At 30.8% G+C, this 22,731-nt stretch carries 17 protein-coding genes and 1 tRNA gene; 13 read left to right on the forward strand and 5 right to left on the reverse strand.

What is annotated here, in order from left to right; translation table 11 throughout:
- The first annotated feature begins 5 nt into the window (after positions 1-5).
- The 7 genes from ACOQN8_RS06595 to ACOQN8_RS06625 all read left to right on the forward strand — a co-directional run bounded on the left by ACOQN8_RS06595 (position 6) and on the right by ACOQN8_RS06625 (position 8,672).
- The gene (locus ACOQN8_RS06595; RefSeq protein ID WP_420552089.1) at positions 6-5,339 is read left to right on the forward strand and encodes a DUF6443 domain-containing protein; all 5,334 of its coding nucleotides are present in this window, start codon (positions 6-8) and stop codon (positions 5,337-5,339) included.
- Positions 5,340-5,348: 9 nt separating this feature from the next.
- Positions 5,349-5,840, forward strand: a complete 492-nt coding sequence (locus ACOQN8_RS06600; RefSeq protein WP_420552090.1) for a hypothetical protein — start codon at positions 5,349-5,351, stop codon at positions 5,838-5,840.
- Positions 5,841-6,020: 180 nt separating this feature from the next.
- On the forward strand, positions 6,021-6,536 hold the full coding sequence (locus ACOQN8_RS06605) for a hypothetical protein (RefSeq protein WP_420552091.1): 516 nt from the start codon (positions 6,021-6,023) through the stop codon (positions 6,534-6,536).
- A gap of 70 nt (positions 6,537-6,606) precedes the next feature.
- On the forward strand, positions 6,607-7,170 hold the full coding sequence (locus tag ACOQN8_RS06610; RefSeq protein ID WP_420552092.1) for a hypothetical protein: 564 nt from the start codon (positions 6,607-6,609) through the stop codon (positions 7,168-7,170).
- A 245-nt stretch (positions 7,171-7,415) separates the two neighbouring features.
- Positions 7,416-7,871 (forward strand): hypothetical protein, encoded by a 456-nt coding sequence (locus ACOQN8_RS06615; protein ID WP_420552093.1) that lies wholly within the window; start codon positions 7,416-7,418, stop codon positions 7,869-7,871.
- 48 nt (positions 7,872-7,919) lie between these two features.
- Positions 7,920-8,435 (forward strand): hypothetical protein, encoded by a 516-nt coding sequence (locus ACOQN8_RS06620; protein WP_420552094.1) that lies wholly within the window; start codon positions 7,920-7,922, stop codon positions 8,433-8,435.
- A 114-nt stretch (positions 8,436-8,549) separates the two neighbouring features.
- The gene (locus ACOQN8_RS06625) at positions 8,550-8,672 is read left to right on the forward strand and encodes a hypothetical protein (protein ID WP_420552095.1); all 123 of its coding nucleotides are present in this window, start codon (positions 8,550-8,552) and stop codon (positions 8,670-8,672) included.
- A gap of 277 nt (positions 8,673-8,949) precedes the next feature.
- On the opposite strand, the gene ACOQN8_RS06630 is transcribed toward ACOQN8_RS06625, so the two are convergent.
- Entirely contained in the window at positions 8,950-9,426 is a 477-nt protein-coding gene (locus tag ACOQN8_RS06630; RefSeq protein ID WP_420552096.1) for a DUF4252 domain-containing protein, read from the reverse strand.
- A 170-nt stretch (positions 9,427-9,596) separates the two neighbouring features.
- Between ACOQN8_RS06630 and ACOQN8_RS06635 the strand changes: the two genes are divergently transcribed.
- Together ACOQN8_RS06635 and ACOQN8_RS06640 are read left to right on the forward strand one after the other, a co-directional pair.
- Entirely contained in the window at positions 9,597-10,307 is a 711-nt protein-coding gene (locus tag ACOQN8_RS06635; RefSeq protein ID WP_420552097.1) for a helix-turn-helix domain-containing protein, read from the forward strand.
- A 58-nt stretch (positions 10,308-10,365) separates the two neighbouring features.
- Positions 10,366-12,009: a serine hydrolase domain-containing protein gene (locus ACOQN8_RS06640; RefSeq protein WP_420552098.1), complete on the forward strand. Its 1,644-nt coding sequence runs from the start codon at positions 10,366-10,368 to the stop codon at positions 12,007-12,009.
- 59 nt (positions 12,010-12,068) lie between these two features.
- Here ACOQN8_RS06640 and ACOQN8_RS06645 read toward each other — a convergent pair.
- A tRNA-Gln gene (locus ACOQN8_RS06645) sits at positions 12,069-12,139 on the reverse strand.
- Positions 12,140-12,323: 184 nt separating this feature from the next.
- Here ACOQN8_RS06645 and ACOQN8_RS06650 point away from each other — a divergent pair.
- Both ACOQN8_RS06650 and ACOQN8_RS06655 read left to right on the forward strand, forming a co-directional pair.
- A complete protein-coding gene (locus ACOQN8_RS06650; RefSeq protein WP_420552099.1) occupies positions 12,324-15,434 on the forward strand; it encodes a protein O-mannosyl-transferase family in 3,111 nt (1,036 codons plus the stop codon).
- Between the two features lie 35 nt (positions 15,435-15,469).
- Positions 15,470-16,093: a polysaccharide deacetylase family protein gene (locus ACOQN8_RS06655; protein ID WP_420552100.1), complete on the forward strand. Its 624-nt coding sequence runs from the start codon at positions 15,470-15,472 to the stop codon at positions 16,091-16,093.
- Here ACOQN8_RS06655 and ACOQN8_RS06660 read toward each other — a convergent pair.
- Both ACOQN8_RS06660 and ACOQN8_RS06665 read right to left on the reverse strand, forming a co-directional pair.
- On the reverse strand, positions 16,090-16,383 hold the full coding sequence (locus tag ACOQN8_RS06660) for a thioredoxin family protein (protein WP_150897949.1): 294 nt from the start codon (positions 16,381-16,383) through the stop codon (positions 16,090-16,092). The genes ACOQN8_RS06655 and ACOQN8_RS06660 overlap by 4 nt on opposite strands.
- Before the next feature lie 87 nt (positions 16,384-16,470).
- Positions 16,471-17,694: a metallophosphoesterase gene (locus tag ACOQN8_RS06665; RefSeq protein WP_420552101.1), complete on the reverse strand. Its 1,224-nt coding sequence runs from the start codon at positions 17,692-17,694 to the stop codon at positions 16,471-16,473.
- A gap of 174 nt (positions 17,695-17,868) precedes the next feature.
- Here ACOQN8_RS06665 and polA point away from each other — a divergent pair, with 174 nt between their 5' ends.
- Positions 17,869-20,703 (forward strand): DNA polymerase I, encoded by a 2,835-nt coding sequence (gene polA, locus ACOQN8_RS06670; protein ID WP_420552102.1) that lies wholly within the window; start codon positions 17,869-17,871, stop codon positions 20,701-20,703.
- A 10-nt stretch (positions 20,704-20,713) separates the two neighbouring features.
- Positions 20,714-21,094, forward strand: coding sequence for a hypothetical protein (locus ACOQN8_RS06675; RefSeq protein ID WP_420552103.1), 381 nt, complete (start codon positions 20,714-20,716; stop codon positions 21,092-21,094).
- 4 nt (positions 21,095-21,098) lie between these two features.
- Here the strand turns inward: ACOQN8_RS06675 and ACOQN8_RS06680 are convergent, their stop codons facing one another.
- Positions 21,099-22,697 carry an Ig-like domain-containing domain gene (locus tag ACOQN8_RS06680; RefSeq protein ID WP_420552104.1) on the reverse strand — a complete coding sequence of 533 codons (1,599 nt, stop codon included), beginning with the start codon at positions 22,695-22,697 and terminating at the stop codon, positions 21,099-21,101.
- Positions 22,698-22,731 lie beyond the last annotated feature (34 nt).

Raw genomic sequence — 22,731 nt, forward strand, 5'->3', positions numbered from 1 at the left:
AAGCTATGAAAAGACTAGAGAAACAATTATTACTATTCTTATTGTTATTAGGAATGGTAGTTTATGGGCAGGGAGGTTTAGGCCCAGGAGGTCCAGGTTTTGGCACCTTAATACCAATAAGTGGAAATACCAATGTAACCTTAAATAGTACACATACCTATACAGTAAGTGCTATAGGAGGGAATCAACCCAATACAGGGACATGGACAGTAGCTGGGGCAACGATATTAAGTCAATCAGCTACCACAGCAACGATAAAATGGACAAGTTCAGGGAGTAAAGAAATCCAGTATAATGGAAGTTCAGGATCATTAACTTATACAGGAACAAGTTACGTAACAGTACAACAAGCTTTACCAGCAACACCAAGTGGTCCAGTAGTAAGTCAAAACAATTGTGGGAATACAGTGTTATCAAGAGGAACACCACCAAGTGGCATAACTTGGTATTGGCAAGGAACCTCTAGTAATGGAACAAGTACTTCTAATTCAAGTAGTACCTATACAGTATCTAGCTCAGGGACTTATTATTTACGTGCACGCAGTAGTAGTGGGGTTTGGAGTACAAATTCATCATCTATTCATATAAGTGTTAATACAGTTCCATCAACACCACCAACAGCCTCAGTAGTCAATAACTGTGGAAGTTCAGTATTAACTAAGGGGAGTCAACCAAGTGGGGTTACATTTTACTGGCAGTCGAGTGCAAGTGGAACATCAACAAGTAATTCATCAACAAGTTTAACCAGAACCAGTGGTTCGGTATATTACTTAAGATCAAGGAATAACAGTACAGGATGTTGGAGTTCAGCAAGAACGGTAAACTATAGTGTAAATACGATACCATCGGTACCAGGAACTCCAACAGTTACCAATAACTGCGATAACACAGTATTAACTAAAGGAAGCCAACCAAGTGGTGTTACCTATTATTGGCAGTCAAGTGCAAGTGGAACATCAACAAGTAACTCATCAACGAGTTTAACCAGAACCAGTGGTTCGGTATATTACTTAAGAGCAAGGAATAATAGTAGTGGATGTTGGGGAAGCGCTCGAACAGTAAGTTATTCGATCCAACAATCATCAGTATGGTATGCAGATACAGATGGTGACGGTTATGGAAATCCATCAAGTACAACCAATGCTTGTTCAAAACCATCGGGTTATGTATCAAATTCAAGCGATTATAATGATAGTACAGCAAATATAACTAACATAGCACCACAAACCTTTTATTTAGATGCGGATAATGACGGTTTTGGAGATCCAAACAACAGTGTTTATTACAGTGTAAAACCATCAGGTTATGTAACTAATAATACAGATGCTTGTCCAAATGAAGCAGGAGCAAATAATGGATGTAGCTATACACCAGTAGTATTTAGTAATGAGAACTATGTATTTAATAGAGTGTATAGAAAAGCAATGACGAGTCCATCGGAAATTACCAGTTCAAGCGATGTAATAGAGAGTATTGCTTATTTTGATGGATTAGGAAGAGGAAAGCAAAGCATAGGAATCCGTCAAGGAACCAGTGGAAAGGATATTGTTACTCATATGGAGTACGATGCTTTAGGGCGTCAGACTAAAGAGTACTTACCCTATGCAGCAGCTACACAAAATGGATTGATAAGAACAGGAGATGTAGCAACAGCTACTAAGAGTTATTATCAAACTAATTATAGTGAAGACTTTGCAGGAGTATCATTACCTAATGTAAATGCTTATTCAGAAAAAATACTAGAGAGTTCCCCATTAAACAGAGTATTTGAACAAACAGCTCCGGGGAAGGACTGGGCAAAGGGAACAAGTTATTCCTCAAAAGGCTATACAAACAATAGTCATAGTATAAAGTTTGAATACCAAGCAAACGCAACAAATGAGGTAAGAGCATTTGGAGTAGATGTAGTATTGGCTGACAATACTTATACACCGAGTTTAACGGTAAACTCATCTTATCTAGCAGGTACTTTATACAAAACAGTAACCAAGGATGAGAATTGGGAACCAGCAGATGGAGTAAACCATACAACAGAAGAGTTTAAGAACAAACAAGGACAAGTAGTTTTAAAGCGTACCTATAACAATAGTGAAAAGCACGATACTTATTATGTATATGATAAGTATGGAAACTTAACTTATGTATTACCACCAAAAATGGAAGGTAGCACAGCTACATTAGCTAGTATTACAAGTAAATTAAACGACTTGGGTTATCAATACAAATACGACCATAGAAACCGTTTGGTAGAGAAAAGGATACCAGGAAAGGACTGGGAGTATATTGTATATGATAAGTTAGATAGACCAGTACTTACTCAAGATGCGAATTTAAGAGCAGAGAATAAATGGTTATTTACTAAGTATGATGTATTAGGAAGAGTAGTATATACAGGACGTTATATAAATGCGTCAGACAGAATAACTATTCAGAATACAGTAAATACTTTTACGGGAGATAACTTATATGAAGTTCGTTCAGGATATAACAATATGAATGGAATTGCGATGTATTATACCCATAGAGCATTTCCAAATACACAGAATGTATATATTTTGACGGCAAATTTCTATGATAGTTATCAAAACTTTGATAGACGAGGAGCTCCAGAGAGTGTTGTAAGTTATGGAAAGACATCAACAAGTAATGTGAAAGGATTATTGGTGGGAACGTATACACGTGTAGTAGACGTGACACCCAATGAGATCCCAGCAACGATTACTTATTACGATGAGAAGGCACGTCCGATTTATTTATATAGTAAAAATGGTTATTTACAAACTACCGATATTGTAGAGAGTAAGTTAGATGACTTTACAGGAAGAGTACTAGAAACAAAGGCAACACATAAAAAGACAGGGCATGCAGATGTTGTAACGGTGGATAGCTTTGAATATGATCATTTAGATAGATTGATAAGTCAAACACAAAAGATAAATAATCAGGTATCTAATAGAATTGTAAAAAATAATTACGACGAACTAGGGCAGTTAACCTCTAAAGTAGTAGGAAATGGAGTAGTAAAAGGTTACAAAGATGTAACTTCAGGAATTTCTATTAGTGATGATGTAATTACAAAAACAGGAGTAGCAAATTGGACAGAAGGATTAGCTACCCAAGGAAGTTTTACAGGAGATGGGTATGTAGAGTTTACAACTGTAGATAATAGTAAATATTATATAGCAGGATTATCAAGTACTAATACGAATGCACATTATGGAACAATAGATTATGCAATTTATATAAGAGGAAGTTATGTTGATATTTATGAGTCGTCATTGAATAAAGGAAATAAAACTACAAATGCTATAGGAGATGTTTTTAGAGTAGAACGTATAAGAAATGAAATCCATTATAAAAAGAATGGAGAAACATTTTATGTTTCGCAAACTCCATCATCAGGGGTTTTATTAGGAGATATTTCAATATATCATACAGGGACACAAATCAAAGACCTAAAAGTTGTAGACAATAACAAAGGGCTACAAACAGTTGATTACAAGTATAATGTACGAGGATGGTTAAAAAACATTAACCAAGATGCGAATAATGACAACGATTTATTTAACTTTAGCCTAAAGTATAACGACATAACTGATACTAACAAACGTTTGTATAACGGAAACATCAGCCAAACTAGTTGGAATACTTTAAATACAGATACAAGTTCAAGAACTTATACCTATAGCTATGATGCTTTAAACAGAATCACAGTAGCTACAGGGAGTTTAACACATAATTATACACTTTCTTCTGTTTATTATGATAAAAATGGTAATATCACTTATTTAAGCAGAAATGGACATACCAATAGTAATGCTACTTCTTTTGGTTTAATGGATCAACTTTATTACAGTTATGATGCTGGAAATAAATTACTAGGTGTACGTGATGATGGTAATGATACCTATGGATTTAAAGATGGTACAAATACAGGGAACGATTATACCTACGATGCCAATGGTAATATGAAAACGGATGCCAATAAAGGCATCACTAATATTATTTACAACCATTTAAATTTACCAACACAGGTAACCATAGGTGGTCAAAATATTACTTACACCTACGATGCAGCAGGAATGAAGTTAAAGAAGATCGTAAATGGTACCACTACAGAGTATGCAGGAAACTATATGTATGAGAATAATGTTTTACAATTCTTTAACCACCCAGAGGGTTATATAAAGAAAGATAATACAGGTTTCAAATATGTATACCAATACAAAGACCACTTAGGTAATGTTCGTTTATCATATACAGATAGTAACAACGATGGTGTAATTACTGCTAGTACTGAGATTGTAGAAGAATCTAATTACTATCCTTTTGGATTAAAACATAAAGGGTATAATGGAAATGTATCTTCTTTAGGGAATAGTGTTGCGCAGAAGTTTAAATTTAATGGCAAGGAATTTGAACAATCATTAGGGGTAAATTTATATGAGTATGGAGCGAGAATGTATGACCCTTCTATTGCTTTATTTACATCAATTGACCCTAAAGCTGATGTTTACAGTAATCAATCTCCTTATATTTACGCAGCAAATAATCCTATCTTCTATGAGGAGAAAAATGGAGAATTTCCATTGCCACCAGGATGGAAGAAGTACGCAAGAGCTGCTTTAAATTATTTAGGTAATAAAACTAAAGGTAGTTCGGTTTCTCAACTTTATGTGGGGTGGATGAAGGCTGGTGTTGAAAGTTTACCTGATGCAAAGACGGATTCAGAAGATTATGTAAATAAAACAACAAGAGGACTGGCTCAAGCCATTGATGGCGATTATAAAAAAGCAGTTATTAATTTAAATATAGGAGGAGCTGGTGACACAGTAGCAATGAACAAAACTGTTCAAGCTGCAAAAAAAGGAGATATGCAAGCTATTGGGGGGGTAGCTTATACAGGAGCAGCAGTTGTAGCTTCAGTTGTTACACCAGGTAAAATAAAAGGGAAATTCTCTGTAAAAGTTAAAAACCCAGCTCAAAGATTAGCTGATAAAGCTCAAAATCTTCCTTCAAAATCTAGACCTAATACAGTAGCGGTTCTAGAGTTGAAAAATGGAAGAATTATTGTAGGAAGAAATAGAGGTAAGGTTAGCAATGCTAGAACTAAAGCTGATTTGAATGCAGTTGGGATTAATGAGTTTTGTGGTCAATGTGCAGAGATAAATGCTATAGCAAGAGCAAGAAATAAAGGGTATGATGTTACTGGAGCAAAAGTTTCAGTATCCAATGTTAGAGGTAAGTCTAGTACATCAGGAATCCATGGAACAAATAAAGCTCCTTGTTCTACTTGTAGTGGTGTTCTAGAAAGGAATAATATAGATGTAAAAAATTAATATTTTATAATGGAATTAAATTGGATAAGTAAATTAAATAAAAGAGAGAAACAAGCAATAGGGGCATTAGCGGTAAAACTATTTTGTGATAAATATTTTATAGAGGATCATAAAATAACTGAGCTTTTAAATCATTTATTATTATTATTAAAATCTTCTAATTTGATGGAGTGGGAAGAAAAAGGTTTCGAAATAGCTATAACTGGTAGAGGAGACGAGTTGCCTAATGATTTAATTAATAAAATACCTAAAGAATTATTTAAGGATTTTTATAAGTTGATAGATAGAGTAATAGAAATAGGTATAGTTGATTTATATGGAGATGATACAGAATTTCCAGATAAATTTTTAATTTCTAGTATCAATATTCTTAAATCTCATAATATTCTCTTAAAGATTCCAAATGAAATTTTGTCAAATAGAGGTTTAGAGAGTACAACTTCTTGGGGAAGACCATTAGAAGAAAATCGTTATAAATTATATAGAGATTTAATAATGTAACAGATAGATGTTTCCCTACTCCCCCGCTCCCGCTAGTCTCTGACTAGTGGCATGCAAGAGTGAGTGATTCGTTAATATATTATCCCGATAGCGCGGAAATATTTTCCGTCCAGAGTATGAGTAAGTAAATAGAAATCAAATTTTAAAAATAAATAAAGCCACAGCAGTAATGTTGTGGTTTTGTTGTTTTACATAGTCCTAATAGATTACAAATACAATGTACGCGGATGGTTAAAAAACATTAACCAAGATGCGAATAATGACAACGATTTATTTAACTTTAGCCTAAAGTATAACGACATAACAGATGCCAACAAACGTTTGTATAACGGAAACATTAGCCAAACAAGTTGGAATACTTTAAATACAGATACAAGTTCAAAAACATATACCTATAACTACGATGCACTTAATAGAATTTTAGGAGCAACAGGAGTTAACGGATCTAACTATAATGTTTCAGGAATTACTTACGATAAGAATGGAAACATTTTAAGTTTGATTAGAAATGGGCATACCAATGTAGGAGCGACAAGATTACAGTTTAATACATTTTTTTATAATATGGTTAACGGACAATATCAAAAAAGAGGAACTTATTATAAAGGAGGAACTTATTTAAGAAATCATGTTAAACAAAGTGCTGAAAAACCAAAACCTAATAGAGAGTTTAATTTAAGTAAAAAGAAAAAATAGAATTATGACTAGAGTGTTAATATTAAAGTTGTTACTTCTTTCAGGTGTGTGTTTCTTAATGAATTCATGTATGAATAGAATGAACAATGAATTTATATCTAAAATTGATCTAACTAAATGGAGTAATTCTACAGAATTATTTTATAAAAATAATTGTAAAATAACTAATTCTGCTATTAGAAATGATAGTTTGATAGATGCAAATGGAAAAGAGTTGCCTCAAAAAATTAATGATGAATTAGTTTATACAGTTAGTGAAAAGCTTAAGAAAATGGTAATTAATAGAAAAGAGATGTTATCTTTTTTTCTAGAGAATAAGAATACTAAATTTGAATTGAAGGGAAACAAATTGTATGTGTCGGGGTTTTATTTTTATAATCAAAAAAGACCACATTATATAATATATTCAGACATTAATGATGCTTGGTTGTTAAGTTATGATGAAACATATGGGAAGTATATTTTAGATAAAAAAGATATTAAAAATACAGGAATGGATCATTCATCTAGAGAAGGTCAAAAATGTGTGTCTAGATTATATGGAGTTATTAGAGAGGTTGAAATATTTAGTGAAATCTATTTTGATGAAAACGATGTTTTATATAACACAAAATTTATTTATTTAGGAGAATAATTAGATATAGATAATTAACAATAAAAAGGATAGTGTATCAGATGGCCCTAGCTCCCGCACGATTGTATCGTGTGGTAAAAGGAAATAACAAATGAAATAGTATATAAAAGATATTATTCTAATTAATAAAAACTACTTTAAGAAATTGAAGTAGTTTTTTATTTTAGATGAAAATTAATTGTGTTTGCGACTAGTCAGGGACTATCGGGAACGAGGTTTTTTTTATTTTTAGAAAAAATATTAAAATGAAAAATACTTTATGGGTTATCTTGATTTTTCTCGTTTTTCTTTCGTGTAAAAAGGAGAAATTAGAGGTGAAAACTTTAATATTCTCTAACGATGCCAGTACTAAAATATTTAACGAAGAGATTAATGAAATAAGGCGTTTTTTTAAAAATAAAAGTGAAGAACAACAAGTGCTTTACTATGAGTATTATGATAAAATAATAATACTTGAAAAAGAAATGAATGTATATTCAAAATTAGAAAGTATTAAGTCAAAAAAAGAGTTTTTGCAAAAATTTAAAGATAATCTGGAGAAAAACTATGGTGTTAAAGGAGTTGTGTTTAATAGTTTGAAAATGAATGTGAAATCAGATGCTTTAATATTTAATTCAGTTGCTAATAATGATATAAGCAGAACTTTATATTCTTTTTATAAGACAATGTATATATACTCTCCTGCAAGAGAAGGACTTTAAGATATATGAGACGAGATAGTTTTTTAGTTTGATTATAAAATGAGTTTAATGAAAAACTTAAAAAGTTTATTAATTGTTTTTGTTTTAAGTATAATTACTTATTTGTTTTTTAATCCAATACTTGTTTTTATCAATGCGGAAAATGAATCATATTCAACTAAAAAAGAATATGAAAAAGGAGATGTAATTACAGTTTTAGATAGTTGTAATTTTAATGAAGGTAATTGGGTTGTTTATCTTATAGTAAATAAGGAAGATTCGGATAGTATTTCTGCTAAAATCCCTAAGGGTAAAATATTAAAAACAGAAAATATTGAATTACTAAAAAATATGAAGAAGAACTGGTTATTTAAATATTCGGGTGGTGATTTATCAACGGTTCAAAGTCAAATTAGATTTTATCAAAATAATACACTTATATTTTCTAGTAATATAGTATTAGATAAAGATTTTGAAGCTTTACAGAATACTGATTTTGGTTGTGTTTATCCAGTAGAGAATAATGTTATAGTAAAGTATTGTATGCAGTTTGAAAGAGTGTTTTTACCTTTTGTTTTACTGTGATATGAAGAGTTTTTTTGTTAGTTTTAGGAGAGAAAAATGAATAGAATAATAAGATATTTAGTGTACTTGATAGTGTTCTGCTTAATATCAGTAATTGTAAAATATCTTTTTACAATGATAAAAGGGCAAAATGTAGAGAGTATAGATTATATATTAAGTGCTGGTTTTGGCTTTGTAATGTGGTTATATTATTTGTTGTTTGGGAAATTAAAAAAGTCAGAAAAGAAGAAAGACTAAATAAAATATCTATAACCATAAACTTTTGAAACTCTTCTTAGTGGAAGAATAAACAAAGCCTCGAGTGAAGAATATTTTGTCACTAGTGAAAGAAGTATTTTGCTTATAAGCAAAGTGTTTTGGTAAGCCTAATGATACTAAAAGAATAACGAGAGTTATAAATAGATTATAACCCTCGTTGTTTTGTTTAAATAATTACCGTTATGGTATTTATATAAATATAGTTATTCAAAGTAGTTGCTGTACTTTAAAGAAATAAAAGTACTTATGTTTGCTTTTATCTAGAAGCTACTTTGTTTTTAGTAGATGCTAATAAACCAGCTAATTCGTCTTTTGTAATTTTAGTCTTAATACCTAATAATACTAATTTATCACTATCGCCACTAGCTCTTACAATAATTTCTCTTACATATCCCTTCTTTTCTAAGAATAAAATTTCTGCTTTACCACCTTTATCTTTAGCTCTTACTAAAGTTTTTAAACTGTTTTTTCTAGAAAAACGTCTAAAATCTTTTGAAACATTATTGTTGTTATTATCAAAAATCATAATCTTAAAGTCGCTCGATTGCTCTAAAAGATTTTTTAATTCTTTATTATCAGTGTCATCTAAAAAAGAACCAGCAAAAGAACTAGATAAGTTTATAGAAAAAGCAGATTTGTCTTTATGACTCTTGTAAAATTGTTTGAACTTGGCTTCTTGTGCAGATAAGCTTACTAAGAAAAAGCAAAATAATGCTGTTAAAATTCGTTTCATAATGGTTTGTTTTAGTTTTACAAGGGAGACGATCAGCTTTAAAATTTGTTACAATAAAAATTATTTTAGAAAATTATAGAGCTGATTTTTATTAGATTCAAGCTATTGATAATGAGTTGGAAACTTGTAACAAAAGGAAGAGTTTATAGTCTTAACTATAAACCTTGTCCATGGCTAAAAAAATTATTTTTGCAATTGTACTATTCTCCGTTATTTACCTTTTTACCTATAGAATTTATCATTCTTGGCTAAACAAAAGATTTGAACCAAAGGATGTTTATATTTTAAAATGGATGTATAAGATTGTTGTTGTATTTGCATTCTTTTCGTTTTTATGGGCACCTTATAGTATAAGTAATTCGGTAGTATTTATTTTTAAGTTAAGTTCTGTAACATCCATCTTTTTTATAGCGACTCGCCTAGGTGCTAAAACCTTTTTAAGACAGGAAACAGTACTGCTAAAAAATAGTGAGGACACAATAAAGAAAGAAAAACCATCAGAAGAAATCTACAAAAAAGCATCTTGGTTAAAAGAACAGATGATAATAAACCAGTTTTATCTAAATCCTGATTTAACATTAAAATCTTTAGCAGAGAATTTAAATATGACTCCGCATGTTCTATCAAAAGTAATTAATGATGGGTTGAATAAGAATTTCTCTGATTTTGTAAATGAATATCGTGTACAAGCAGTAATAGAAAAAATGCGTAATGAAAAATACAATCATATAACATTGTTAGGTTTGTCTTTTGAATGTGGTTTTAATTCAAAAACAACTTTTAATAGAGTATTTAAAAATATAAAAGGAGTTACTCCTTTAGTTTATAAAAAATCAATAAAAGATACATCAGAACAACTTAAAATGAGTACCATTTTATAGTTTGGAGCTATTGCTGTCTTGTGTGAAGATATGTTTGTAGAAAATTTAAATTAAAAACATGAGATTAAATTATTACTTAATGCTTATTGTTTGTTTACTTATTTCTAACAATACGATAAGCTTCGCACAAAAGAAATCAGAAGACGTAGCAACTGGAAAATTATTTTTCTCCAAAATTGACTTTCAGAAACGTAAAATAACATCAAAAAATTATACTGACAGCTTCACTTTACATAAGGACAAATACTTAAATATTCACTTTGCATTAGATAAACCGCTTATTGAAAATCTTAAATTGTTAGCCCCTAATTTAACAGATGATCAATTACTAAATAAAGGAAACTTTCAGTTTTCAATTATAGTAGATGGAAAAAAGATACATGTTGAGAATTTAAATAAAGGAGCAGGAACAGTTGACTTTAAAACTAAAAAAAGAAAACACTTTATTCCTTTAATGTATCCAGAACAAATTGATTTTTGGGGTTGGTTTATGTGGATGAAATTCATGAAATTAAGTGGAGGACAAGATGTGTTGGTGGGAAGTAAACATTCTTTAATTTTTGAGGTTCGACCTTATGTAAAAACAGAAACATTAAAAGTGGGCCCTGTATTAGCTAAAGGAAATATTACCGTTGAGGTGGCTAAAATTCCTGTGGATGAAAGTTTGATACCTATTCAAAAAATACAACCGAATAGTGGATGGGAATTATCAAAAAGCACTTTTAATGTAAAAAAGATAGAGGATTTGAACAGAAAAATAGCAGAAAAAAGATTTGAAGATATCAATGGGATTGTAGTTATAAAAGAGAACAAATTATTAATAGAAGAATATTTTAATGGAGCAACTAGAAATAGTTTGCATGATGCAAGGTCAGTAGGAAAATCATTTGCTTCTACAGTATTAGGAATGGCTATTAAAGAAAACTATATACAAAGTGAAAATGTATTGTTGAAAGACTTTTATGATTTACAATCGTTTGAAAATTATAGTAAAAAGAAAGATTCTGTAAGCTTAAAATCTCTTTTAACAATGAGTTCAGGGTTTGTTGGAGATGATAGTGACTACAATAGTATAGGGAACGAAGAGAAGATGTATCCAACGAAAAATTGGGTTAAATTTTCACTTGATTTACCTATGGAAAAGAAAAAAAGAATAGGGAAAGATTTTTCTTATTTTACAGCAGGAGTCGTTGTTTTGGGAGATGTTATTCATAAATCGGTTCCAAAAGGGTTGGTGTTTTATGCAGAAGAAAAATTATTTAAACCATTAAATATAACTAACTATAAATGGCAATACACTCCACAAAAAGTAGGAAACACAGCTGGAGGAATACAATTAAGAGCTATTGATTTTGCAAAGTATGGTCAATTATATAAGAATAAAGGAAAGTGGAATGGTAAACAGATTCTAACCAAAGAATGGGTAGATAAAAGTTTATCAAAACAAGTTAGTCAAATTAATGCAGGGATAGAAAATGGTTACTATGGTTATCTTTTTTGGAATAAAGAATACAAAGTAGAAGGTAAGAGTTACGAGGTTTCTTTTTGTAGTGGGAGAGGAGGAAACAAGATTTTTATTTTTAAAGACATTCCATTTGTGGTAGTTATAACTTCTTCGGCGTATAATAACCCCATTGCTCACCTTAATGCAGATAAGATTATAAAAGAATATATACTGCCTGCGGTAATTGAAAAGAAGTAAAAAAACCAAAATATATTGTATAAAAAAAAGACTTAACATTATCTGTTAAGTCTTTTTAGTTGGCCTACAAGGACTCGAACCTTGAATATCGGTACCAAAAACCGGTGTGTTACCATTACACCATAGGCCAATTGCGTGATTGCGGATGCAAATTTACATACTTTTTTCGTTTACACAAAACTTTTTTTGATTTTTTTTCTTTAACAGAAAATTATCTGGTTTGCATCACTACAAATATAATCAAAATTATATTTTTGCTAGAAACAAAAACAGACTAGTTATTAGTACATTCGCAATAACTTTATTAAAAATCTATGGACGAATTTAACTACAAAAAATGGAACACAATTTTAGGTTGGGTTACATTTGCAGTGGCATTAATCACTTATACTTTAACATTAGAACCTACCGTGAGCTCATGGGATTGTGGTGAATATATCTCTACAGCAGTAAAATTAGAAGTAGGGCATCCACCTGGAGCACCCTTATTTCAAATGCTAGGAGCTTTCTTTGCAATGTTTACCAGCGACCCTAGTCAGTGGGCTATGATGGTAAACTTTATGTCGGGCTTAGCAAGTGCATTTACTATTTTGTTTATGTTTTGGACTATAACTGACTTGGCTAAGAAAATGGCCACTAGAAATGGTGAGTTTGGTAAAAGTGCAGCTATAGCTGTTTTAGGAAGTGGAGTAGTTGGAGCTTTAGCATATACATTCTCAGATAGTTTTTGGTTTAGTGCAGTAGAAGGTGAAGTGTATGCAATGTCATCATTTTTAATGGCGTTGTTATTTTGGTTAGGATTACGTTGGGAAAGTGAAATTAATACACCAAGAGGTAATAAATGGTTAGTGCTAATAAGTTTTGTTGTAGGACTTTCGTTTGGAGTGCATATATTATCGTTATTAGTAATACCATCAATAGTATTATTATACTTCTTTAAAACGTATAAAGATATCAATGTAAAAACTACAGCAATAGCAACGGTAGTTTCAATATTAGTATTAGCATTTGTATTTAAGTTTTTATTTCCATTCACACTTAAGTTTTTTAGTGTATCAGAACTTTTCTTTATCAATCAAATAGGATTACCGTATAATTCAGGAACTATTATAGCCGGAATAGTATTAATTGCATTGTTCTATTTTGGATTAAACTATACTCGTAAAAAAGGTTTAGTAACAGGAAATACTTTAGTGTTGTCTATATTATTTATCATGATTGGTTTTTCATCATGGTTAATGTTACCAATACGTGCAAATGCAGATACAGTAATTAATGAGAACAACCCTTCAAGCGCAAGAGAGTTGTTAGCGTATTATAATCGTGAGCAGTATGGTGATGCTAATGTGTTTTATGATAAATACTATTCGGTAGCTTACGACAGAGAACAAGATCCAAAAAATCCATATAGAGATGATAAGCCTAAGTATGAAAAGAAGGACGGGAAATATGTAATTGTAAACAAATACAAAAATGTATTACCTAATTATTCAAGTAAACACAAAGGGTTTATACCAAGAATGGTAGATCCAGGTTCGGAACAACATTATAAAAGAATAGCAGGAATACCAGCAAGAAGTAAAAGACGTCCAACCTTTATAGAAAATATGAGGTTTATGCTCGATTACCAGTTCGGTTATATGTATGGACGTTACTTTATGTGGAATTTTGTAGGTCGTCAAAACGATATACAAGGGCATTTAGATATAGAGTCAGGAAACTGGTTAAGTGGAATTAATTTTATTGATGAAGCTCGTTTAGGTTCGCAAAAAAACTTACCAGATGATGTAAAGAATAATAAAGGACGTAATACCTATTTCTTTTTACCATTAATCTTAGGATTAATAGGATTGTTATATCAGGCCAAAAAAGACAAAAAGAATTTATATACACTAGCAATGTTTTTTGCATTCACAGGGTTTGCAATTATATTCTATACTAATCCAAAACCATTTGAACCAAGAGAAAGAGATTATGCAGTAGTAGGTTCGTTTTATGTATTTGCTATTTGGATAGGATTTGGGGTGTTAGCGCTGTATGAATATTTTAAGAACTATGCGAATAAAAGAACGGTAGCTATAGCAGTATCAGTAGTTTCATTAGTAGCAGTACCAGTATTAATGGGAGCTCAAAACTGGGATGATCATGACAGAGCAGACAGATATATTGCACAGTTAAATGCACAAACTTATTTAGAAAGTTGCGATCCGAATGCAATTATATTTACTATTGGAGATAACGATACGTTCCCATTATGGTATATGCAACAGGTAGAAGGTGTTCGACCAGATATTAAAATTGTAAATACAAGTCTTTTTCAAACAGATTGGTATATAGATCAAATGAAAAAGAAAACCTACGATGCTGATCCGATACCATCAAAATTAACACATGACCAATATAAGTATGGAACTTTAGATGTAGCATATTTTTACCCAATACCTCAGTTGAAGGATTCAATTTGGACTATAGATACATTTATGCGTTGGATTTCAAGTGATAGTGATAGAACGTATTTAGAAACGGGAGAAGATTCTAAAGAAAAGTTTTATCCTGTAAATAGAATTCGAATTCCAGTAAATAAAGAAAACGTATTAAAAACTGGATTGGTAGCTCAAAAAGATGCTGATAAGATTTTACCATTTATAGACATAACTGTAGATGAGCAAGGACTAACAAAGAATAGAATTTTAATGTTAGATATCTTAAATAATTTCGATTGGAAACGTCCAATTTACTTTACAGGAGGAGCAAATGCAGATGAAGAATACATTTGGTTAAAAGACTATTTACAGTTAGATGGAATGGCATATAAACTAGTGCCTATAAAGACACCAAATAAAGGAAAGTCTATGTTTGATATGGGACGTATTGACCCAGAGAAAATGTATGCAAATGTTAAAAAATGGGATTGGAAAACCATTAATAACGGTAAAATCTATTTAGATGAGCAAAGTAAACGTAATGCAATATCAATTAGAAACAACTTAATGCGATTGTCAGAAGAGTTTATGAAACAAGGAGATTCGGTAAAAGCAAAAGATGTATTAGATTTATCATTGTACAAAATGCCAATTAAAGATTTTGATCACTACAGTATTTCTTTAGGATATCCTGAGTTATATTACCGCATGGGAGATATTGATAAGGCTAGAGAAACATCTGAAACATTAGCTAAAATTTTCCAGCAAAAATTAAAGTATTATCATACGTTTGATTATGAAGACTTAGATTTAGTAAAAGAGAATATAGAAACGTATTTATATATGTATCAAAATGTAATGCAGCAAATTATGCGTTATGATGATACAGAATATGGTAAAAAAGCGCTTAAAGATTATTTAGTTCATGAAGGTTTGTTTAATCCATCATCAACAGAAGAAAATGAGCGATTTATGCAGCAATTAGATTCTATAAAACCTTAAAATTAATGAGGTTGTATTTTATAAAGACACCACGTATGCTTAAAAAGATATTTTCTAAGTATACGTGGTGTTTCTCTTCTAATAAAAAAGAAATTTATCTAACTTTTGATGATGGGCCTATTCCAGAGGTTACAGAGTTTGTGTTAGATGAATTGCAAAAATATAAAGCAAAAGCAACTTTTTTTTGCATTGGGGATAATATTAGAAAACACCCAATAGTTTTTTCGAGAATAGTAAAAGAAGGACATTCGGTAGGGAATCACACATTTAATCACCTAAATGGTTGGAAAACGAATCAAGAAGACTATATAAAGAATGTTGAGCTTTGTGAAGAGATTATTAACAATGAGATTTTCAAAATAAAGGAGTTTAACGAAACAAAATTGTTTAGACCTCCTTATGGTAAGATAAAAGCAAAACAAGCAAAAGAAATACTTAAAAAAGGGTATAGGGTTGTAATGTGGGATGTCCTTTCTGCAGATTTTGACATCTCAGTAACTAAAGAAAAATGCTTAAAAAATGTGTTAGATAATACTGAAAAAGGAAGTGTTATCGTTTTTCATGATAGTATAAAAGCAAGTGGCAGGCTGTATTATGCTCTTCCAAGGTTTTTAGAAGAATATACAAAAAAGGGGTATGAATTTAAGGCTGTACTTTAAACGTACTGTTGTACTAAGCCGATTAAAGTGTTAGCATCTTGCTCACCGGTCTGGCGCCATTTCATTTCACCATCTTTATAAATCATAAAAGTTGGGTTTCCTTTAACGCGCAAAGCATCAGCAAGAACTTCATTCTTTTTAATGTCTATTTTAATAACTTTAGCTTTGTCTCCTAAAGCAGCAGCAACATCACGAAGTGTGTCTAAGCTAGGTTCTACCTCGCTCCAATCTGTATAAAAGTCAATTAAAACAGGTTTGTCAATACTTATAATTTCACCAAACTTTGTCATTCCTATAAAGTTTTATATAAAAAATTTATCAAAATTACCGATTTTTTTTTAAATAGATATTAACATTTGTTTAAATTCCTTTAAAAATCAGGCTTTTTTTAGCTCTATTACAGTAATTTCTGGCCAAATACCCACTCTTCCAGGAAAAGCATGGTATCCAAAACCTCTATTTACGTTAATATAGCGCCCAAATTCCTCATATAAACCAGCCCATTGCTTGTAAACATACTTGGCAGGGCTCCATTTGATAAATCCTGGGATTTCTATACCAAATTGTAAACCATGTGTATGTCCGCTTAGGGTTAACTGGTAGTTAAAATCGTCTTTTTTAACTTTATATTCCCAATGACTAGGGTCGTGACTCATTAATACTTTAAAATCGTTTTTATTAATTCCTTCAGAAGCCTTTTGTAAGTCACCAGCTTGATTAAAACCTTTTCCCCAGTTTTCTACACCAATTAAAGCTATTTTTTGACCATCTTTTTCAAGATATCTATTCTCATTTAGTAATAAATCAAAACCAATTTTAGGGTGAATTCCTTTAATGGCGTCAAAATTTGCAGTTTTTTCCTCTTTGCTTTCCCATTTCGAGTAATCACCATAATCATGGTTTCCAAGGATAGAATATTTTCCCGAAGGAGCTTCTAATTGTTTAAAAGTGTCAATCCAGTTATCCATCTCAGTAGCAAAATTGTTTACAATATCACCAGTAAATAAAATTACATCTGATTTTTGCTCGTTTATTAAATCAACACCATATTGAATTTCTTCTTTGTTAGTAAAACTACCAGAATGAATATCGGTAATTTGAGTAATAGTAAAACCATCGAAAGCATCAGGTAAATCACTAAATTTTAATTGATATTTAAGTACTTTATAATTGTATTTACCTTTAAAGATTCCATAAAGTAAACTTGCAAAAGGAATGGCAGCAATACCTAAAGCTAATTTGGCAATAAAACTTCTTCTTCCAGCCAATTCTTTAGTGTCATTTGAGGAAAAATACGAGATAGCTTTTTGAATACATCTTACTAAATCTTCTCCTAGCATAAACAATAAAATAAATAATTTAGGAACTAAAGCTAGTAGTAAAAAACCAAATGCCCATTGAAATTGCTTGGTTTGACCAGAACTTCTATCGGAAGTAAAAATTACATAAAAAAAGTTGACGTATGCTAAAACTCCGAAGAGTAACCATCCGTAACGAATAAACTTATTTTTAGTTACTGTTTTAATGGCTTGAAAAGCATAAGTTTCAAGTAAAATAATAAGTAACGAAATGATAATGATTGTTATAAGCCAACGAGACATATTTATGTTTTTTTAAGTCGAACAAAGATAGGGGGATTCTAAAAAATCAATTTTTAACATCTTGTTAAAGTTTTGTAGCTTTACAAACGGAGTTCGTAGGAACAATTTCTATAGGTTATTTTTCTTAATTCAATCTATATCAGTAATTTATTTCATTAGGCTTTAAATAATAAAATGGCAGAACAAAAACGACTTTTTTTACTTGATGCATTTGCACTAATATTCAGAGGATATTATGCTTTTATAAAAAATCCACGTATTAATTCAAAAGGAATGGATACATCGGCAATTTTAGGATTTACAAATTCTTTAATTGATGTAATAAAGCGTGAGAAACCAGATTATTTAGCTGTTTGTTTTGATAGAGGTGGAAGCGTAGATAGAGTAGAAGCTTTTCCTGAGTATAAAGCGAATAGACAAGAAACACCAGAAGCTATTAAAATAGCTGTTCCATATATTGAAAAGATATTGGAAGCAATGAATATTCCTGCAATTGTAAAAGAAGGGTACGAAGCGGATGATATTATAGGAACCTTAGCAAAAAAAGCAGAGAAAGAAGGTTTACAAACTTATATGGTTACACCTGATAAGGATTTTGCTCAATTGGTTTCAGATAACATTTTTATGTACCGTCCACCAAGAATGGGGAATGGTTATGAGAAATGGGGAATTGAGGAAGTAAAAACAAAATTTGGTGTAGAAACCCCAGAACAAGTTATAGATTACTTGGGGATGATGGGAGATTCAGCAGATAACATCCCAGGGTTACCAGGTGTTGGAGAAAAAACAGCTAAAAAATTCCTTGCTGCCTATGGAACTATGGAAGGCTTGCTAGCAAATACCCACGAGCTAAAAGGAAAGATGAAGGAGAAAGTAGAGGCAAATGCCGAACTAGGATTACTTTCTAAAAAATTAGCAACCATAATGTTAGATGTGCCTGTTGAATTAGAACAGGATAAGTTGATTTTTGAACAACCAGATATTCAAAAAACAACAGAAATATTTAATGAGTTAGAGTTTAGACGCTTAAGTGATAACTTTTTAAAAACATTTGGAGCAAAACCTGTAGCTGAAGAAAGTTCAAGTAAAACAACTAAGAAAGCAGTAGCAGATGGAGCTAACAATATAGGTCAGTTCGATTTATTTGCAGCACCAGGAACTGGAAAAGTTAGTGAAGAAAATAACATTAATGGTTTTAGAACTATTGATAATACAAATCACTTTTACCAATTAATAAATACACCAGTGTCTAGGAAACTGTTGTTGAGTAAATTAATGCAACAGGAATCGGTGTGTTTTGATACAGAAACTACTGGATTAAAAGCTTTAGAAGTAGAGTTAATAGGTATCGCTTTTTCTTGGGAGGAAAAGAAAGGGTATTATGTTACATTTCCAGAAGACCAAGAAGAAACACAAACGATACTTGAAGAATTCAGACCGTTTTTTGAAAATGATAACATAGAAAAAGTAGGACATAATTTAAAATACGATATTAAAGTATTGTCAAATTATAATATGCCTGTAAAAGGAAAATTGTTTGATACTATGATTGCGCATTATTTGATAAATCCAGATATGCGTCATAATATGGATGTTCTTTCAGAAACTTATTTGAATTATCAGCCAGTATCAATTACCGAATTAATAGGGAAAAAAGGAAAGAATCAGCTATCAATGCGTCAGGTAGAGCTTCCAAAGCAAAGCGAATATGCAGTAGAAGATGCAGATATAACTTACCAATTAAAAGAACATTTTTCAGAGGAGTTAGAAAGTGGAAACTTAACAGGGTTATTTAAAGATGTTGAAGCACCTTTAGTATCGGTGTTAACAGCAATGGAGATAGAAGGGGTTAACTTAAATACTGATTTCTTAAAGTCTTTATCGGTAGATTTAGCAAAAGATATTGAACAGTTAGAGCAAAATATTTATAAAGAAGCAGGAGAGGAGTTCAATATAGCATCACCTAAACAGTTAGGAGTTGTTTTGTTTGAAAACATGAAGTTGGTTGATAAACCTAAAAAAACAAAAACAGGACAGTATTCAACCGCTGAAGATGTACTTTCAGCATTAGCAAAAGATCATGAGATAATTGCTAATATTTTAGAATATCGTCAATACAAAAAACTACAAAGCACTTATGTAGATGCTTTACCAAATGAGGTGAATCCTAAAACAGGACGCGTACATACAGTATATGCACAAGCTGTAGCTGCAACAGGTAGATTGAGTTCTAATAATCCGAATTTACAGAACATTCCAATAAGAACAAAAAGAGGGCAAGAAGTTAGAAAAGCTTTTATTCCTAGAGATGAAAATCACGTATTATTAGCTGCCGATTATTCTCAAATTGAATTACGAATTATAGCTGCTTTAAGTGAAGAGGAAACGATGATTAAAGCATTTCAGGATGGAGAAGATATTCATGCTTCAACAGCAGCAAAAGTTTTCAATGTAGCTATCGATGAGGTAACGAGAGAGCAACGTAGTAATGCTAAAACAGTAAACTTTGGAATTATTTATGGAGTTTCGGCATTTGGATTAAGTAATCAAACAGATTTATCAAGAAAAGAAGCAAAGGCTTTAATTGATACATATTACGAAACATACCCAAAGTTGAAAAGCTATATCTCAAAGCAAGTAGATTTTGCTCGTGAAAATGGTTATGTGGAAACAATTTTAGGGCGCCGTAGATATTTGAAAGATATTAATTCTCGTAATGGTATTGTACGTAGTGCTGCCGAACGAAATGCAGTAAATGCACCAATACAAGGTAGTGCTGCAGATGTTATAAAGCTTGCAATGATTAATATTCACAACAGATTTGAAAAAGAAAATTTCAAATCAAAGATGTTGTTACAAGTACATGATGAATTGGTGTTTGATGCTCATAAAGATGAATTAGATATTATTCAGCCAATTATAAAAGAAGAAATGGAAAATGCATTTAAAATGTCAGTTCCATTAGATGTTGAGGTTGGTTTAGGAGAAAATTGGCTAGAGGCACATTAAAAGCTTAAGAATGGAGTTAGATTATTTGGAGAATGTAAATGGTCTTAATGAGAATGTTGTTAGACTGTACAACTTTAATAAGGAAGAAGCACAGAAGCTTAGTGAGCTAATTGAAGATGTAATTATTAATAAAAAACAACGATTAGATTTATCTACTGTAAATTTTATAAAACCTAGAAACTGTAACTTAATCTTAGGGTTGTTTAAGTCTGACGAAGGGATACTCACGGAAGATTATAAAACTTTTTATTGTGTTCTCACATTAAGAAGTTTTATAAAAATGTTGAATCTTATGGAACCTTTTTGTAAAAAAGAAACGAGGAGTTATCAATATTTATATGATATTGATAACCCCACGGATTTTTTATTTTCTCCAACAGCAAGTTGGTAAAATGTTATTTAATAACAAAGATTTCATTTTGAATCCAGTTTGCTCTTAATTTAAAGAGCTTTTCATAATAAATTACTTGTTCAGGTTGTTCTCTTGATAAGAAATTACCTGTATCCCATTTACGATTGTTATTTACATCAATAATGGCTCTAATGGTGTATTCTTTAGGTTCAAGCAAGTTAAATTCTATTTTTTCAGAAGCATTTAAATATCTAGTTTTTAATACGAAATCTTTATTTAATAGTTGTAGAATAACTGGATGCTTCGTTTCTTTTTTAACATCCAAAATAATACTTCCGTAGTCTTCATTAGTTAAAGTGTTAAATTTATAATTTAACGAATCGTTTGAAGTTTTGTATAAATCAATAATTCCTTTTGGTAAAACCTTAAAGTTGTATTTCATTTTTGGTTTTTTCGAAAATAAAATAGCGAGTTTATTAATTCCTTGTTTTTTTATTTGGAAAGGAACATCAATAGTATCTTTATCAATTAAAGAAAACTTTGTTTTATCAATATTTACAATAGGATTGTTACTATTTAAAATCAAGGTATCATTAAGGTGTAAGGTTCTACCAATGTTTGAAGAAATAGTTATAGAATCTATTTTTTTCTTACGTAAACGTACGGTAACTGTATCTTTAAAATTGGTGTTACTAACTATAAAGTTTAAAGAATCTTGTTTTACTATGGGTGTATACCAATAATTAAGAGTGTCTTTACCTTTTTCAAATTCAGAAAAAGATTTAAAATCAACAGGAACAGAAGATAATAAATCAACTTTCATATTTTCTTTCTCTCCTTCGAAGCCAAATAGAATCTTTCCTTTGGATTCTTGTCTTCCTCGCTTAAATTTATAAGGTTGAAGTTCCTTAAAAATACGAATTGGATTTGGTATCAAAGTATCTTGGGGTAAAGAAATGGTATCAGTAAAAAAACCAATCTTATCAGTTTTACTATTAAAACGGTAATCATTTGAAGATTGTTTTAATGCTAATAAAAGATATTTACCTTCACGTAAATTAGTAAAATTAAAATCAGTAGAATCTAAAGTGCTAGTAACGTAGTTGGGTTTTTGTTTGTAAATAATAGAATCATTGTAGATACTATCATATTTATATAGTAAAACACTAACTTCTTTAAGTTTATCTTTTTTAAAAGCAGAAGAAACAGAACCTTTTAGGGTTAGAGAATCTATATAATCTCCAGTAGAAAAAACATATTTAAAACTTTCTAACTTATTATTTTCATTGTTATCTTGAATTGAGTTACCAAAATTAAAAGTATAGGTGGTATTAGGTCTTAGAGTATCTAATATTTTAATATTAATATATTTACTAGGAGAACCTTGAGGGGTAATTAATGGTGGGTTTTTTAAAGGGGGAGAAACAACGAGTTGTTTCGTAAGATCTTTTAAAACTACATATTCATCAAACTCAATTCGTATATTTTCTTTGTCAAAATGGATAGTTTCATAAGGAGGTTTAGCGGTAACCATAATAGGAGCATCTTCATCTTTTGGACCACCGTCAGGTCTCCCTTTTCTTGCGCAACTAGCTATTATAAGAGTAAATAATATAACTAAAAGAGTGTGTTTGTTTTTCACAAATTAATATTTAAAATATAAGATCAAAAGTAGT

Source organism: Tenacibaculum aiptasiae (genome assembly GCF_965221665.1).
Classification (GTDB): Bacteria; Bacteroidota; Bacteroidia; order Flavobacteriales; family Flavobacteriaceae; genus Polaribacter; species Polaribacter aiptasiae.